This window comes from Paenibacillus sp. NPDC057934 (assembly GCF_042887565.1).
GTDB lineage: Bacteria > Bacillota > Bacilli > Paenibacillales > Paenibacillaceae > Paenibacillus_AQ.
Map to the genome: position 1 here is coordinate 446,361 of NZ_JBHVPB010000004.1, position 15,701 is coordinate 462,061.

15 protein-coding genes and 1 riboswitch are annotated in these 15,701 nt (G+C 49.7%); of the genes, 14 read left to right on the forward strand and 1 reads right to left on the reverse strand.

Annotation, left to right across the window (positions count from 1 at the left end; genetic code table 11):
* Positions 1–12 precede the first annotated feature (12 nt).
* The 7 genes from ACFVRY_RS11835 (at position 13) to ACFVRY_RS11865 (ending at position 6,703) form a co-directional block, all read left to right on the forward strand.
* Entirely contained in the window at positions 13–642 is a 630-nt protein-coding gene (locus ACFVRY_RS11835) for a sugar O-acetyltransferase (protein ID WP_387500381.1), read from the forward strand.
* The gene (locus ACFVRY_RS11840) at positions 639–1,859 is read left to right on the forward strand and encodes an MFS transporter (protein WP_387500382.1); all 1,221 of its coding nucleotides are present in this window, start codon (positions 639–641) and stop codon (positions 1,857–1,859) included. Before ACFVRY_RS11835 ends, ACFVRY_RS11840 begins: the two co-directional genes overlap by 4 nt.
* 7 nt (positions 1,860–1,866) lie before the next feature.
* Positions 1,867–2,430, forward strand: a complete 564-nt coding sequence (locus tag ACFVRY_RS11845) for a sugar O-acetyltransferase (protein ID WP_387500383.1) — start codon at positions 1,867–1,869, stop codon at positions 2,428–2,430.
* A gap of 198 nt (positions 2,431–2,628) precedes the next feature.
* Complete coding sequence (locus tag ACFVRY_RS11850) at positions 2,629–4,131, forward strand: spore germination protein (RefSeq protein ID WP_387500384.1); 1,503 nt, start codon at positions 2,629–2,631, stop codon at positions 4,129–4,131.
* A gap of 23 nt (positions 4,132–4,154) precedes the next feature.
* Positions 4,155–5,354, forward strand: coding sequence for a Ger(x)C family spore germination protein (locus tag ACFVRY_RS11855; protein ID WP_387500385.1), 1,200 nt, complete (start codon positions 4,155–4,157; stop codon positions 5,352–5,354).
* Positions 5,355–5,356: 2 nt separating this feature from the next.
* Positions 5,357–5,605: a hypothetical protein gene (locus ACFVRY_RS11860; RefSeq protein WP_387500386.1), complete on the forward strand. Its 249-nt coding sequence runs from the start codon at positions 5,357–5,359 to the stop codon at positions 5,603–5,605.
* 3 nt (positions 5,606–5,608) lie between these two features.
* A complete protein-coding gene (locus ACFVRY_RS11865; RefSeq protein ID WP_387500388.1) occupies positions 5,609–6,703 on the forward strand; it encodes a GerAB/ArcD/ProY family transporter in 1,095 nt (364 codons plus the stop codon).
* A 269-nt stretch (positions 6,704–6,972) separates the two neighbouring features.
* On the opposite strand, the gene ACFVRY_RS11870 is transcribed toward ACFVRY_RS11865, so the two are convergent.
* On the reverse strand, positions 6,973–7,275 hold the full coding sequence (locus tag ACFVRY_RS11870) for a hypothetical protein (RefSeq protein ID WP_387500389.1): 303 nt from the start codon (positions 7,273–7,275) through the stop codon (positions 6,973–6,975).
* A 236-nt stretch (positions 7,276–7,511) separates the two neighbouring features.
* On the opposite strand from ACFVRY_RS11870, the gene ACFVRY_RS11875 reads away from it, so the two are divergent.
* From ACFVRY_RS11875 to ACFVRY_RS11905, 7 genes are all read left to right on the forward strand, one after another.
* Positions 7,512–7,811, forward strand: coding sequence for a hypothetical protein (locus ACFVRY_RS11875; RefSeq protein WP_387500390.1), 300 nt, complete (start codon positions 7,512–7,514; stop codon positions 7,809–7,811).
* A riboswitch (cyclic di-AMP (ydaO/yuaA leader) is annotated at positions 7,808–7,994 on the forward strand. It overlaps the preceding gene by 4 nt.
* 205 nt (positions 7,995–8,199) lie before the next feature.
* A complete protein-coding gene (locus ACFVRY_RS11880) occupies positions 8,200–8,619 on the forward strand; it encodes a hypothetical protein (protein WP_387500391.1) in 420 nt (139 codons plus the stop codon).
* A 131-nt stretch (positions 8,620–8,750) separates the two neighbouring features.
* A complete protein-coding gene (kdpF, locus tag ACFVRY_RS11885) occupies positions 8,751–8,822 on the forward strand; it encodes a K(+)-transporting ATPase subunit F (protein ID WP_387500493.1) in 72 nt (23 codons plus the stop codon).
* Between the two features lie 58 nt (positions 8,823–8,880).
* A complete protein-coding gene (kdpA, locus tag ACFVRY_RS11890) occupies positions 8,881–10,557 on the forward strand; it encodes a potassium-transporting ATPase subunit KdpA (protein WP_387500392.1) in 1,677 nt (558 codons plus the stop codon).
* Between the two features lie 60 nt (positions 10,558–10,617).
* The gene (kdpB, locus tag ACFVRY_RS11895; RefSeq protein WP_387500393.1) at positions 10,618–12,651 is read left to right on the forward strand and encodes a potassium-transporting ATPase subunit KdpB; all 2,034 of its coding nucleotides are present in this window, start codon (positions 10,618–10,620) and stop codon (positions 12,649–12,651) included.
* A gap of 33 nt (positions 12,652–12,684) precedes the next feature.
* Positions 12,685–13,263 carry a potassium-transporting ATPase subunit KdpC gene (gene kdpC, locus ACFVRY_RS11900; RefSeq protein WP_387500394.1) on the forward strand — a complete coding sequence of 193 codons (579 nt, stop codon included), beginning with the start codon at positions 12,685–12,687 and terminating at the stop codon, positions 13,261–13,263.
* 82 nt (positions 13,264–13,345) lie between these two features.
* The gene (locus tag ACFVRY_RS11905; protein WP_387500395.1) at positions 13,346–15,685 is read left to right on the forward strand and encodes a universal stress protein; all 2,340 of its coding nucleotides are present in this window, start codon (positions 13,346–13,348) and stop codon (positions 15,683–15,685) included.
* Positions 15,686–15,701: the final 16 nt, after the last annotated feature.

Here is a 15,701-nt window from a genome sequence, read left to right on the forward strand (position 1 = left end):
GGAGCTCAGCAAATGAACATTAAAGATAAACTTCACAACGGTAGTTTATATTTGCCTGGGGATGAACAACTCAGTAAAGAGCAAACGCTTTGTCTAGAACGACTTTATGATTTTAATATGACACGGCCATTAGAATATGACAAGAGAGCAGCTCTACTTCAAAATATGTTTGCAGAAATAGGTGAAGGTTGCTATATTGAGCCGCCACTGCACTCTAATTGGGGTGGGAAGCATGTTCATTTTGGCAGTAATATTTATGCGAATTTTAATTTGACTTTGGTGGACGACACCCATATTCATGTTGGTGATTACACCATGTTTGGTCCAAATGTAACCATAGCAACAGCAGGGCACCCCATTCTACCTGAGCTTCGAGAACAAGCATATCAATTCAATGCACCTGTTTACATTGGGAGAAACTGCTGGATAGGGGCGGGAGCAATTATACTTCCCGGCATTTCTATCGGGGATAATACGGTGATTGGTGCAGGGAGTATTGTTACAAAGGATATTCCTCCAAATGTCGTAGCCGTGGGTAATCCATGTATCGTACTTCGTGAAATTAATGAACGCGATAAAATGTATTATTTTAAGGATCGCAGAATAATCGATGTATTATTTCAAGGATCTCCAAATAAATGAGTGTTAATTATAACCAAAACGCCCGAATCGTGCGTAACTTCTTATTTCTGTTATTTGCTCTACCAGGGGTAATCTTTGCTTCGTGGGTGTCCCGAACTCCTGATGTTCGCGATTTACTGCAAGTTTCAACTGCTGGTATGGGTATCCTTATATTTGCACTAGCAACAGGTTCGCTTGCTGCTTTGCTTTTGGCCGGTTCGATGATAGTTCGTAAAGGTGCACGATTCGTCATCTTAATTAGTTCTTTCATGATTGTCACAGGTTTTATAACGATTGGAATCGGTGCAGCTACGACAACAGTATCTGTAGTTACAGGCGGACTGCTGTTATTTGGTTTCGGTTATGGAGCTGCGGAAGTGGCATTAAATGTTGAGGGTGCTGCAGTTGAAAAGGCAATGAATCGAACACTCTTGCCGGCGTTTCATGGCTTTTTTAGTGTCGGAACACTCGTTGGAGCCTTACTAGGAGTAGGGGCTCTCGCCATCCGTCTTCCGATACTGATCCACTTTTCAATCCTCGCCTTGCTGATGGCGGTTATAGTTTTATATGCCGTTCGTTTCTTACCAGAAGGAACTGGAAGAGAACAGAAGGAAACTGCAGATCAAAAAAGATTCAATATCAAGCAACAGTTTGCGGTATGGAAAGAAAAGCGGACGTTGTTCATTGGAATTATGGTTTTAGGAATGGCATTTGCAGAAGGTTCTGCTAATGATTGGTTGCCGCTCATCATGGTAGATGGTTATAGTGTCAGTTCATTGGAAGGCTCTTTTATTTATGGCTTGTTTGTTACAGCCATGACAATAGGACGCTTTGCAGGAGGAGCGTTTCTAGACCGTTATGGAAGAGTTCGCGTATTATCCGGATGCGCAATTTCGGCCATTTTGGGGTTGGTTTTGGTAATCTGGGGCCAGCATTATTTGCTTGCTTCGGCTGGTGTACTCTTATGGGGGTTCGGCGTTTCACTTGGCTTTCCAGTAGGTTTGTCTGCTGCAGGAGATGAACCCCGGGGTGCTGCTGCAAGAGTAAGTGCTGTGGCTACAATGGGTTATCTTGCATCCTTGGTAGGTCCACCAGTGCTAGGTTTTCTCGGAGAGCATTTTGGGTTATTACGTGCAATGATTGTAGTTCTAATTGGGATTGTTGTCTCAGGATTTCTGGCTCGCTCCGCAAAACCGGTACAAAATTCAGAAAATTCACTTCACGATATGAGAGGATAGGAAATATATGAAAACAGAAAAACAAAAGATGCTGGATGGAGAACTATATGAAGCTTGGGATGCTGAACTGGTACGTGAGCGAGCCTATGCCAGGAGGATGACACGGATATACAATCAGACAACTGAAGCGGATGAAGAGATGAGAGTTCAGATGCTTAAAGAACTGCTTGGGTCGACTGGGAAAAACATCGGTATGGAGGCGAATATCCGATTTGACTATGGCTATAACATTCACGTAGGTGAAAACTTCTTTTCAAACTTTGATTGTACGATTCTCGATGTTTGCGAGGTGCGTATAGGAGACAACTGTATGTTTGGCCCAGGTGTTCATGTGTATACAGCGACGCACCCTGTGGACCCTTACGAACGGATTAAGGGACCCGAATACGCCAAACCTGTGACGATCGGCAATAATGTATGGGTTGGTGGACGAGCTGTTATTAATCCAGGCGTGAAAATTGGAGATAATGTCGTTGTTGCTTCAGGGGCAGTAGTAACTAAGGATGTTCCAGACAATGTGGTTGTTGGCGGCAATCCTGCAAGAGTCATTAAAAATATCGACATTGGATAATAAATGATATCGTTGTTAGATTCTTTGCTGAATGGCAATGAATTGCATGAACCGGAGCCTACCTACAATGGGGCTCCGGTTTTTTTATTTACCTAAAAACTAATACTATACTGCTCATCCCCTATATTGGCGTATACTCCTTTGCCACGCGGGTCACAATAAGGGCAACCTAATTTTGCTAAATGAGAGGTGGCTTCCATGCAACTGGTGTCGGATTCCGGGAAATTGCTGGACGCTGATCTGCACAACAATATTCGGTCCATACAGGAAGCATTGGGCAGCAGTCCGGATCTGATTATACGGGAGATGGTGCTTGCCGATCAGTGGGGAGTGGCCTTGCTATACATGAACGGTCTGGCTGATCGCACTATGATCCAGACAGCTGTGCTGAAATCGCTGACTAATCTGGGGGCGTTAAAACCGGAGCAGGAATCATCCTTCCGGGAGGCCCCACTGGCCTATCTGAAGGAAAAGGCCCTTACGGTGGGAGACATTGGATATATCCATGGGATAGACACGCTGTTCACACATCTTCTGTCGGGAGATGCGATTCTTTTGCTCGACGGATATGCGGAGGGGCTCCGAATCGGGGTGACCGGACGCGAAGACCGGACCGTGGGCGAACCGACTTCTCAGCCGAGCATTCGTGGGCCGATGGATGCTTTTACCGAGAATATTCAGACCAATATCTCGCTCATCCGCCGCAGGATCAAGGACCCGCAGCTATGGCTTGAAATCCACCCCATTGGCACGATAACCAAGACTAGCGTTGCTATTATGTACCAAAAAAATATTGTGAGCGGACATATCCTTCAGGAAGTGCGTAACCGTCTGGATGCTATTGATATCGACGGCATTTTGGAGAGCGGCTATATTGAGGAATTTATTCAGGACAAGACAGCTACTCCTTTCCCAACGGTTTACAACAGTGAGCGTCCTGATACCATCGTGGCGGGAATTCTGGAGGGGAAAGTAGCGATAATCATTGATGGTACGCCATTTGTCCTGCTCGTTCCAGCACTCTTTGTTCATTTCTTACAGACGCCGGAAGACTATTACCAGCGCTCCGACATCAGCACCCTGATTCGGATGATCCGCTTTATGTCCTTTCTGATTGTCCTGCTTGCCCCGTCATTCTACATCGCTATTACAACCTTTCATCAGGAGATGCTGCCCACGAATCTGCTGCTAAATCTGGCCGCGCAGCGGGAAGGCGTTCCCTTTCCGGCTTTTATTGAGGCGTTGATGATGGAGATTGTCTATGAGATTCTGCGGGAAGCCGGCATAAGGATGCCAAGAACGGTGGGTCAGGCCGTATCCATTGTAGGTACACTCGTTATCGGGCAATCTGCGGTAGAAGCGGGCATTATCTCCGCGGCAATGGTCATTATCGTATCTATTACGGCGATTTCTAGTTACGTCATTCCGGCGAATACAATGTCCATTTCAGTGCGAATGATCCGGTTTGTATTAATGGGGTTGGCCGCTTCATTTGGGCTATTCGGCATTCTCGTGGGGGTTATCATCCTTGTGCTGCACCTGAACACGCTCCGCTCCTTCGGCGTTCCCTATCTGAGTCCACTCGCTCCATTTAATCTGGACGCTCAGAAGGATTCGCTGTTCCGCTTGCCTTGGCCGGCTATGCGCAATCGGCCGAAGATGTACAATCGCAAGAACCCGGTGCGGCAATCACGCAAATAAATAGCTATCGTTGAGGTGCATCCATGAAACGTATTACAGGGGGGATTTTAGCGGCAGTAGTGATCCTTGTGCTGTTGACAGGGTGCTGGAGCCGTCGGGAATTGAATGAACTGGGCATTGTGTCGGGCATCGCAATTGATAAATCTGGGGACCAGTACCATTTGACCGTACAGGTGGTTATACCAGATCAGGTGAATGGCCGTACAGGCAAGCAGGACACTCCGGTTGCGGTATATAAGACGGTGGCGCCGACCCTCTTTGAGGCCTTCCGTAAGCTGACAGAGACGAGTCCCCGTAAGATCTATACTGCTCACATCCGGACCATGGTTCTAAGTGAAGAAGTGGCTCGGGACGGTATTGCCAAAGTGATTGACATTCTAGTACGGAATCCGGAGACAAGACCGGATTATTACATATTGATCGCCAAGGATGCCCCTGCGGAGGATATTCTGAAGGTCTTGACACCGCTGGAGAAAATCCCTGCCGAGGCATTATTCTACTCGCTGGATACTTCAACTAAGGTCTGGGCACCGGTGGCTGCGGTGACTGTCGACACGTTGATTGACCAACTCATGACTACGGGAATGAGTCCTGTGCTGCCGGGGATCTCCATTTTGGAGAATGATAGTTCGGATACTAAATCGGAGGACATGAGACTTATTGATCATCCGGTAAAACTGGGATATTCAGGTATGGCAGTCTTCCGTAACGACAAGCTGATTGGATGGATGACCAAGGACGAAGGCAAAGGTTATAACTATATCAGAAACACGGTTAGCAGCACGGCAGGGCATTTGAAATGTCCAGATGGAAAGTATATTAGTCTGGAAATTATCCGTTCAAACACGGAAATGAAAAGCCGCCTGGAAGCGGGTAAACCTGTTATTGAGATCAGCGCCAAAGTGGAAAGCAACATCGGGGAATTGGAGTGCAGTCTGAACATCAATGATCCAATGGTGCTGGAACAGCTGCAAGCTGCTGGGGAACAGGATCTTGAAGATTTGATGAGGAAATCGGTTGAGGCGGTCCAACGCCGTTATAAAGTGGATGTTTTCGGGTTCGGACAGGCGATCAACAACGCTTACCCCAAGCTGTGGAAGAAGATGGAGCCCCAATGGAATGATGAATTTCCCCATCTGAAAGTGGTGTATAAGGTGGATGCTCATATTCGTAACACGGGCATGATCAGCAATTCGATTGAGCGTCGGATGAAGGAGAAATAGACATGACACTTACGATCATTGTCGTCAGTTTTTGTTCCCTCGCCATCGCTGCCTTCGAACTCCCTCCCTTGATCAGGAAAGGCTGGGCGCGAGAAACGCTAATTTTTATAGTTTTGCTGGTTGCCGGGGCAGTCGTCAGTATTGTGGCTTTAAAAGGAATCCAAACACCCAGTCCAATGCGGATTCCTGAGCTGATCTACAAACCTCTGTATCGATGGATGCAGCACATTCTACAGGTAAAGGATGATTGAGGCATGGAAAATGGGAGAATCAGCTCCAGACAACTTGCTGTGCTGGTCATCTACTTTATTATTGGTGATATGCTGTTGATTCTTCCCTCGCTCACGATATCGGCAGCCAAGCAAGATGGATGGATCTCTGGCGGAATGGGCCTTCTGATCGGTTGGCCTATTGCCTGGTTTCTGTACCGGTTTAGCCGCCTGTTTCCCAAGCTGACGATTATTCAATACAACCGGCGTCTCTTGGGGAGATGGATCGGTGGGCTGATTTCTTTATTTTACCTATACTATTATTTGGTTACTACAGCGATGCTTCTCCGGGAAGCCGGTGATTTTCTCACTACCCAGATTTTTACGGAAACACCGATCAACGCCATTCACTTCATGATGATCATTACGTTGGTATGGGGAGCGAAGAGTGGACTAGAATCGATTGCCCGGTCGGGAGAGACTTTTTTTCCTTTATATATCTTCCTGTTTCTGGCCCTGTTCGTTCTGTTGCTACCTCAAGCCGAATTGTCCAGACTCCAGCCTGTAATGGGCGAGGGACTTCGGGCGATTACGCATGGTTCATTATACAGCAGCACTTTTACGTTCTGTGAGCTGAATACTGTGCTTATGTTCCTACCCTATGTGGTTACCAGCAAGACTACGGAAAGGGATTATTTAATCGGGGTTTTCCTTGGAGGGATGGCGATTTGTTCTATAATCTTGCTCACTCTTCTAGTGATTGGACCCAACCTGGCCTCCAGCTATCTCTATGCTACCTATGCCGCAGCGCAAAAGATCAACGTGGGGAATTTTCTGCAGCGAGTGGAGGCTATCCTGGCTATCAATTGGATTTTATCTACATTTTTCAAAACAATTCTGGACTTCTATGCTTTCCTGCTCGGGACCGCGCAACTCTTCAAGCTACGTGATTATCGTCCGTTGTCTATTCCTGGCGGCATGCTTGTCTTTGGATTGGCGTTTGCCATCACGACCAATACCGTTTATTTCGATTATATTGTCGACTACTATATCTTCTGGGACTTCACCTGTGCTTTAATCCTTCCGCTGATGCTTTATGTTGTATATAAATTTAGGGGTAAAACGTTGTTAAGCAAGTAGTGGGAAAGAATCGTGAGCCGTGCACATGTCTTCGCGCAGGGCTCTTAGCTGCATCTTCAGCTCAGGGACGGGGAGATGGAGAATCTCACCAATGTCCGCCAAGGGAAGGCCCAAGCCGTAGCGCAGTGCGGAGAGGACAAGCCGGTCGTATGCCGGCTGTCCAGGCTCGCCCGCCAGGTATGCGGCGGGCGGTACGGGGGCTGCTGATATTGTGGACAAAGGGGTGTGCATGGTGCGCACCTTCCTTTCGGAGTGGAAGAATGTTGACATTACAGAATGGAATAATAGGCGACGGAGTGTTCCACCAGCCAGCCTGTGTCCAGGCTGATCCATGCTGGTGGCAATGAGGATGCTCCAGGAAGTTGTTCCACGGACAGATGGAGCAGCTTAGGCTTTTGATTCTCCTGCTGGAACTTTCCGGAAAGGACAGGCGGGTACAAAATTGCCTGCAAATTCTGCAAGGCAGTCTGCACCATTGCGAACTGGCTCGGTTGCCAGCTCTGGATAGCCCCGGAAGCAGGGACAGCAAAGATTTCTATTCGTGTCAGCTTGTGTTGTTGTTCTAGTTCCACCTTGGACCCTCCCCGATTCCCATGATTTGCAGAGGGATGTGATGAGTGTCGGTAGCAATATAGCTATGATCGCTGTTATCACACCACAATACGCCAAAGCACACCCGCTTCAGGCGGTGTGATCATAATCCGAATCATACGCCGCACCGCTTTCTTTTGTAAAAAGAGAAAATCTTTCATAGTAACGTCTATCCACGGAATTTCAGCAACCAAGGGAGAGAAAGGGGAGTAAAAGCATGTTTATTGCACGTTATGAGGCCTCTATCTCCCTCAAGCATCGTTTTTCATTTTTGAACGGAAAACGGGCGAAAAACCTGAAATTCCGTCCTTTGGAGAAAAAGAATCCCCATCTACCTAAAATTTTCGATAATCGTGACAAAAACGTGAAAATAAGAGATATAGAGAGATTGAATATCAAGAAAGCGCTACCTGATATGAAAAGGGTTTTCTTTATGCATTATTTTGGCATCCTTGGCGTTTTACAAAAATTCCAGCATGAGAGTATGATTACATCTGTTTCAACCACAACTGAATAGTTGATCCGCTTAATTTCCGTCAAGGAAAGCGGGGGAACCAACAATCGGCAGCCGATGTGAGAGTCGGAGCCGGTTAAGGGGTGAATCCTGTATGGATGCATCAAGTATGCATTTATACGGGTAGGGCGACTCTCACCGCCCGAATCCGTCAGCTAACCTCGTAAGCGTATGGAGAGAGGATGAGTGCAATGTGACCGTTAGCGAGCCACAGAGGAGATCCTTTGTGGTTTTTTGCTGTGCTTTTATAAGCAAAACGCTTGTAAGGCAGCGTCTGGTGACGTGACACAGCCAGACATGGCTGTGTCCGAAAATGACGATAGGTCATGTTCCTTTCGGAGATTTTCGTTGCCTCCTTGTTGTTGTACAAGAGCAGGAGGGGATAAGAGATATGGCGGATCAGATGGAATATGTGCTGGTATGCGCACCAACAAAAGCTGGAGAGCATTTTATCAAGATTTTAAAATTTAGAGGCGTCCAGGTAGCAGGGTTAACGAACAATCAAGAGGAGAAGGCCCGTTTAGAGGAACTGGGAGTTGAGAACACTGTTTTAGTAGATACTCGCCATCAGAAAACGTGGTTTCGTCCATCTTTTCCTGTAGGCAAGGTGTATCTGTTCGAGAGCAGCTTTACGCTATGCTGCCGTTACATCCAGATGTGCCGGGCCTGGACCACACAGCCCATCTTTGTCATCACATCCTCCTTGAACCCTAGATTGGTCTATAAAAGACTGGGTGCAAGTTATGTCATCTATTCCCATAGCGGGGATGCCATTTTTTTGGCGGATAAATCATCCCGTGATCAGGGATAAACAAAGGGGCGGGAAACGATGCTGGATTTGTATATGATTGCTGCGCTGGTCGTTATATACGGCTTGTTCTATGGATTTGTTCAATGGTGCTCGGGTGTAGCCCGGGATGCAGGGGGGAATGAGCGGTGATTGTGATTATTGCGGTGACCTTGCTGCTATTCATCTATCTGGTATATGCGCTGATTCACCCGGAGAAATTTTAGCTACATCTGATGCGAGGAATGACAACAGAAATAGAAGTCTTGCTAAGGAGGGACATTCATGGGCACTCTGCAAATGGTCGTAGTTATCTTAATCCTTCTGCTTCTGGTGAAGCCAGTGGGCACCTATGTGTATCATGTATTCTCTGGCGAGCCTAACCGTACAGACAAATGGTTTGGGCGTACAGAGAATGGTATCTACCGCCTAATTGGGCTGAAGCAACGGGAAGGAATGTCCTGGAAGAAATACGCGTTAAGCTTCATTTTAACGAATATCGTGCTGGTAGCCTTTAGTTATATTATTCTGCGAGTGCAGCGTGGCCTGCCGCTTAATCCAAATGGGACTTCTGATATGGAGCAGACGCTCACGTTCAACACTGTAATCAGTTTTATGACAAATACGAATCTTCAGCACTACAGCGGAGAGACTGGTCTGTCCTATTTCTCGCAAATGGCTGTGATTACGATGATGATGTTCACCTCTGCTGCCAGCGGCTTCTCCGTAGCGATAGCGTTTGTCAGAGGAATCACCGGGCGGGAATCGGTGGGGAACTTTTTTGAAGACTTTGTAAAAGCGCATGTGCGGATCTTTCTGCCGCTGGCATTATTGGTAACGCTGATTCTAGTGGGCCTGCATGTGCCGCAGACGCTGAAGCCTACGCTTGAAGTCACAACACTTGAGGGCCAGGCGCAACACATTGCGATAGGGCCTGTGGCTTCCCTGGAATCGATCAAGCATCTCGGAACAAACGGTGGGGGGTTCTTCGGGGCCAACTCGTCACATCCGTTCGAGAATCCAAGTCCGATTACGAATGTGCTGGAGATTCTTTCGATGTGGATGCTGCCCGCAGCACTTCCGTATACGTACGGTTTGTTTGCCAAAAACAAACGCCAGGGCTGGGTGATTTTCACCGCGATGATGACGCTCTTCGTGCTGCTGCTGGGGCTGAACTATTATGCGGAAACCCGTGGGAATCCGGCGATCAACGCCTTGGGCATCGAGTCCTCACAGGGTAGCATGGAAGGCAAGGAAGTTCGCTTCGGGATTCCACAGTCCTCCCTGTTCACTACGGTGACAACCGCGGCGACCACAGGCAGTGTTAACAATATGCATGACACGCTGACACCGCTGGGTGAGATTACGCCGCTGGCGCTTATGATGCTGAACAATGTGTTTGGCGGTAAGGGTGTAGGGCTGATTAATATGCTGATGTATGCGATTATGGGTGTTTTCCTGTGCGGACTCATGGTCGGCAGAACCCCGGAATTCCTCGGAAGGAAGATCGAAGCCAGAGAGATGAAGCTGATCGCTATCGCGATCCTGATTCACCCGCTTATTATCCTGGTACCGACCGCGGGAGCCTTCCTGACAGAGCTAGGTAAAGGCTCGATAACCAATCCGGGCTTTCACGGGATGACCCAAGTGTTATATGAATATGTTTCCTCGGCCGCCAATAACGGATCTGGCTTTGAGGGACTGGTGGATAATACCTCCTTCTGGAATATAACGACCGGGATCGTCATGCTGTTGGGCCGATACGTCTCCGTTATCGCTATGCTGGCGGTTGCCGGGTCCTTGCTCCGCAAGAACACTGTGCCAGAGACTACCGGAACCTTCCGCACAGACAACGGCTTGTTCACAGGTATTCTGATCGGTACCGTTCTGATCATCGGTGCGCTAACCTTTTTGCCAGTCATTGTGCTGGGGCCGGTTGCCGAGTACTTGACCTTGCGGTAAGCAGTGGCTGTCCATGGCAGGCTTTGCTTAAGCGAAGCTTAGAAAGAGAGGGAGAACAAGATGAGTACTGCGAAAAGAAAAAAGCTGCTGACCGGACCGATACTCCTCAGCGCTGTGAAGGATAGTTTTGTGAAGCTGAACCCGGTAACTCTGCTGAAGAATCCGGTAATGTTCGTAGTCGAGATTGGTACCATCATCGTTCTGCTTATGGTGCTGGCTCCCGGATATTTTCATGCCGAGCAGTCGATGGGTTTTAACATTACGGTATTCTGCATTTTGCTCTTTACCGTTCTGTTCGCTAATTTCGCCGAAGCGCTTGCCGAGGGTCGCGGAAAGGCCCAGGCCGATTCGCTGAAGAAGACTAAACAGGATATTACAGCCAATAAACTGGTGGGAACAGCGATTAAGACGGTCTCCTCCTCTGAGCTGCGTAAAGGCGATATCGTGGTCGTCAGCCAGGGGGAACTAATCCCGGGTGACGGCGAGGTGATTGAGGGACTGGCTTCAGTGGATGAATCGGCCATTACGGGAGAATCAGCCCCAGTCATTAAGGAAGCGGGGGGAGATTTTGGCTCCGTTACCGGCGGTACACGTGTTGTCAGCGATGAGATCAAGGTACGGATTACGAGTGATCCCGGAGAATCGTTCCTGGACCGGATGATCTCTCTTGTAGAAGGGGCCAAACGTCAGAAGACGCCGAACGAGATTGCACTGAACACTCTCTTAATCAGCTTGACGATTATTTTTCTGATCGTTGTCGTTACCTTGCGGCCGATTGCCGGATACTTGGGTATTGCGCTTGATATTCCGGTCATGATTGCTCTGCTGGTCTGTCTGATCCCGACAACAATCGGCGGGCTGCTCTCGGCAATCGGCATAGCGGGCATGGACCGGGTCACCCAGTTTAACGTACTGGCCATGTCCGGGAAAGCGGTGGAGGCTGCCGGGGATATCAATACGATGATCCTGGATAAGACAGGAACCATTACCTTCGGGAACCGGATGGCGAGTGAATTTGTGCCAGTGGGTCAAGAGACCGAATCGGATCTAACGGCGTGGGCCGCGATCAGCTCCTTGAAGGATGAGACACCTGAGGGGCGGTCCGTGATTGAACTCGCCAAGAAGCTGGAACGCAGCTATGACAGCAGTCTTGGAGACGGCGGCGAATTTGTGGAATTCAGGGCAGAGACCCGGATGAGTGGTATCGACCTTCGTGACGGGCGCAGTGTGCGCAAGGGAGCTGTTGATTCCGTGAAAAAATGGATATTGTCGAAGGGTGGACAGATTCCGGGTGATCTGGATAGCCGTTCCGATGATATTGCCCGGTTGGGGGGCACTCCCCTTGCCGTTGCAGTAGACAACCGCATCTATGGACTCATCTACCTGAAGGACACGGTTAAGCCCGGCATGAAGGAACGGTTCGAAGAGCTACGGCAGATGGGGATTAAAACAATTATGTGTACTGGCGATAATCCGCTGACTGCTGCCACCATTGCTCGTGAAGCCGGGGTGGATGATTTCATTGCTGAAAGTACACCGGAGGACAAAATTGAGGTGATTCGCCGCGAACAGGCGCAAGGTAAATTGGTGGCCATGACCGGTGACGGTACGAATGATGCACCTGCACTGGCCCAGGCAGACGTCGGGTTGGCGATGAACAGCGGTACCACAGCAGCCAAGGAAGCGGCCAATATGGTCGATCTGGACTCCGATCCTTCCAAAATCATTGAGGTGGTGGCGATTGGGAAGCAATTGTTGATGACACGCGGGGCGTTGACGACGTTCAGTATTGCGAACGATATCGCCAAGTATTTTGCCATTATTCCGGCTATGTTCACCTTGGCGATCCCGGAGATGGAGGTCCTTAATGTCATGGGACTTGGCTCGCCAAGCTCAGCCATTATCTCTGCACTGATTTTCAATGCGATCATCATTCCGCTGTTGATTCCTCTTGCTATGCGGGGGGTGTCGTACAAACCAATGAGCTCGTCCCGGCTACTCGGCCGCAACCTGTTTATCTACGGCTTCGGTGGCGTGGTTGTACCGTTCGTAGGTATTAAGCTGATTGATATGATTGTAAGCTTGTGGATCTAACGGCTGATTAAATCAGGAAAAGGGTGAGATGTCATGAAAAACTCTAATTTCTTTATCATTGTGCGGCTTGCTCTGGTATTCATTGTACTATGCGGGGGAGTGTATCCGCTGGCTACAACAGCTATTGCCCAGGTGCTCATGCCTTCCCAAGCTAACGGTAGTCTGATTAAAAATGAAGCTGGGGCCGTTGTTGGCTCGGAGCTGATCGGTCAGAACTTTACAGACCCGCGTCTGTTCCACAGCCGGGTGTCGAGCATCGAGTATAGAGCGGAGGCTTCCGGCTCGAACAACTACGGGCCTTCCAACCCGGATATGCTACAGCGTACGAAGGATTTCATCGCACAGTGGCAAAAAGACAACCCCGATGTCGCCTTGAACAAGCTGCCTGTGGATTTAGTGACTAACTCGGGATCAGGGCTTGATCCCCATATCTCCCCGGCTGCGGCGGCTGTGCAGATTCCGCGAATTAGCAAACTGACGGGAATTCCGGCGGCGGAGCTGGAGCGGTTTGTAGCAGCGCATACACAAGGGCGTGATTTAGGATTGTTCGGCGAAGAACGTGTGAATGTACTGGAGCTAAATCTGGATGTGCAGAAAGCGATGAAGCCATAGAATAATAGCCAGAAGCCAGCATCCCTGCCCGAGGTTTGTTATTGGGCAGGGGTGTCTGTGTCATGTAAGGGAGAGGGTCTGCATGGGAACATTCCGGAGAAAAACACCGGAGGAGCTGCTGTTGTCCTTATATGAGCTGCATCGCGGCCGTCTGAAGATTTATATCGGCCCGGCAAGCGGGTCGGGCAAGACGTACCAGATGCTGCGCGAGGGGCAGATGCTCAGAGCGCAGGGCATTGATGTGGTGACCTGTGCGGTTTTCACCCATCAAAGTCCGGAGATGCTGGACCAGCTCCGCGATCTGGAGCGGGTCCCTAGCATCCACTGGCACAAGAAGGGGATTGAGAAGAAGGATCTGGACATGGAAGCCATCTTGCAGCGTAACCCGGAGGTTGTGCTTACGGACGGCGCGGCACATCGGAACCGGGAGGGAGCCGAGCGGGCAGGGCGGCTGGAGGACATCCAATTTCTACTGAGCCATGGCATTAGTGTCATCACCACAGTGAACGTCTACGAAGTAGAAGGAGCCGCAGAGCTAGCTCGGCAATGGACGGGGATGAAGGTGGAGCATTCTGTTCCGGTGAATGTGCTTGCCCTGGCCGATGAACTGGTACTGGTGGACGTGACTCCAGAGAAGATTCTCCAGCGCTTGTCCGAGGGCCATCTGGGCGGAGAAGCCCATACGCACTTATTTAATAAAGGCAATCTAGGTAAGCTGCGTGAGCTGGCTCTTCGTCTTGTGGCTGAAGATGTGAATGACTCTCTGGAGAAGCATAGGGAGGAGCAGGGGCTTCAGGGTGGGGCCGGCATCGCCGAGAAAGTGCTGGTCTCCGCACAGTATTATTGGAATGGTTCGATTCATATTCGCCGCGGACAACAGATTGCCAAGCGGCTGAACGCAGAGCTGGAAGTGGTGTCGTTCTGGAAGGAGGGGCTCGCTATGCCCTCAAATGCGGCTACCTTTAAGCGTTCGTTATGGAAGCTTGCCGATAAAATCGGTGCCTCCATCAAGGAGATTTCCTTCCGCTCGAGGAGGGAGATCCCTCTTCTGCTAGTGCAGTATGCGATAAAGAACAAGGTTACCCGAATCGTCATGGGCCACTCCAAACAGACAGCGTGGCAGGACTTTTGGAAAGGGTCGATCGCGAGCACGCTGTTGAAGCAGATCCGCAACGTGGATGTGTTCTTCGTGGCGGATCGTGCGGAAGTGGAAGGAGAACGGGTGCTTCCGACCCGGCAGAGTCGCAGTGGTGAGCAGGAGGCGCAAGCTTATCATAGACTGAGCAATCAGGAAGTCATGGAGAAAATCGAGGACTTTCGGCGCGGTACCTTCAAGGTGTACATTGGCGCGGCCCCTGGCGTAGGGAAGACCTACAAAATGCTGCGCGAGGGTAATGATCTCCTGAAGAGGGGAATCGATGTTGTTATCGGGCTGCTGGAAACCCATGGCCGTAAAGAGACGCTGGCACAGGTCGCCGATCTGGAGTCTGTTCCCCGCCTGCGCATGGATTATCGGGGAACGGTACTGGAGGAAATGGACACGGAAGCAATCATCCGTCGTAACCCTGAAGTAGTGTTGGTGGATGAGCTGGCACATACCAATGTACCGGGCAGCAAGCATAGGAAGCGTTATATGGATGTTCTGAAATTACTGAATGCAGGGATTTCGGTCATTTCGACCGTAAATGTACAGCATCTGGAGAGCCTGAATGATTCTATTGAGCAAATCACGGGTGTCCGGGTAAGGGAGACAGTGCCCGACAGCATTCTTCAACAGGCCAGTGAAGTAGAGCTGATTGATGTGACGCCCGGAGCACTGCAAGAGCGGATGAAGGAAGGCAAAATTTATGATATGGCCAAGGTGGATCAGGCGCTGGGGAATTTCTTTAAAATCGGCAATCTGATCGCCCTGAGAGAGCTGTCCCTACGGGAGATTGCCGACGATGTTGATGAACGTCTGGAGGCTTGGGAGCGTGACGGATCGCTGCGGGGGCCTTGGCGGCGCAAGGAAGCTATTTATGTCTGTGTTACCCTGGGGCATCAGGCTGAGCGGCTAGTCCGCCGAGGCTTTCGAATTGCTTATAGGCTTAAGGCTTGCTGGTACGTCACATATGTTCAGGAAATCAAGCAGGGGGGTGCATCTCAAGAGGAACGCATCCGTAAGCTCAAGGAATTGACGGAAAGTCTCGGTGGCATTTTTAAAATAATGCCTGGTACGGCGCACCGCCGCGTGGCTGCTCTGCTGCTAGAAAGGTCAGAGGCCCTTCAGAGCACTCAGATTATTATCGGGCAATCCAGGCGTTCATGGCTTCGCAAATGGATGCGGGGCGATGTGACCAAGCAAATTCTGCGCTCCGCCCGTCATGTCGATGTGCTGGTTGCGGCAGATTACAGGCCCGAAACTTCGCCTCCGGTAAAATAGAAAGGGGATCTCTTGC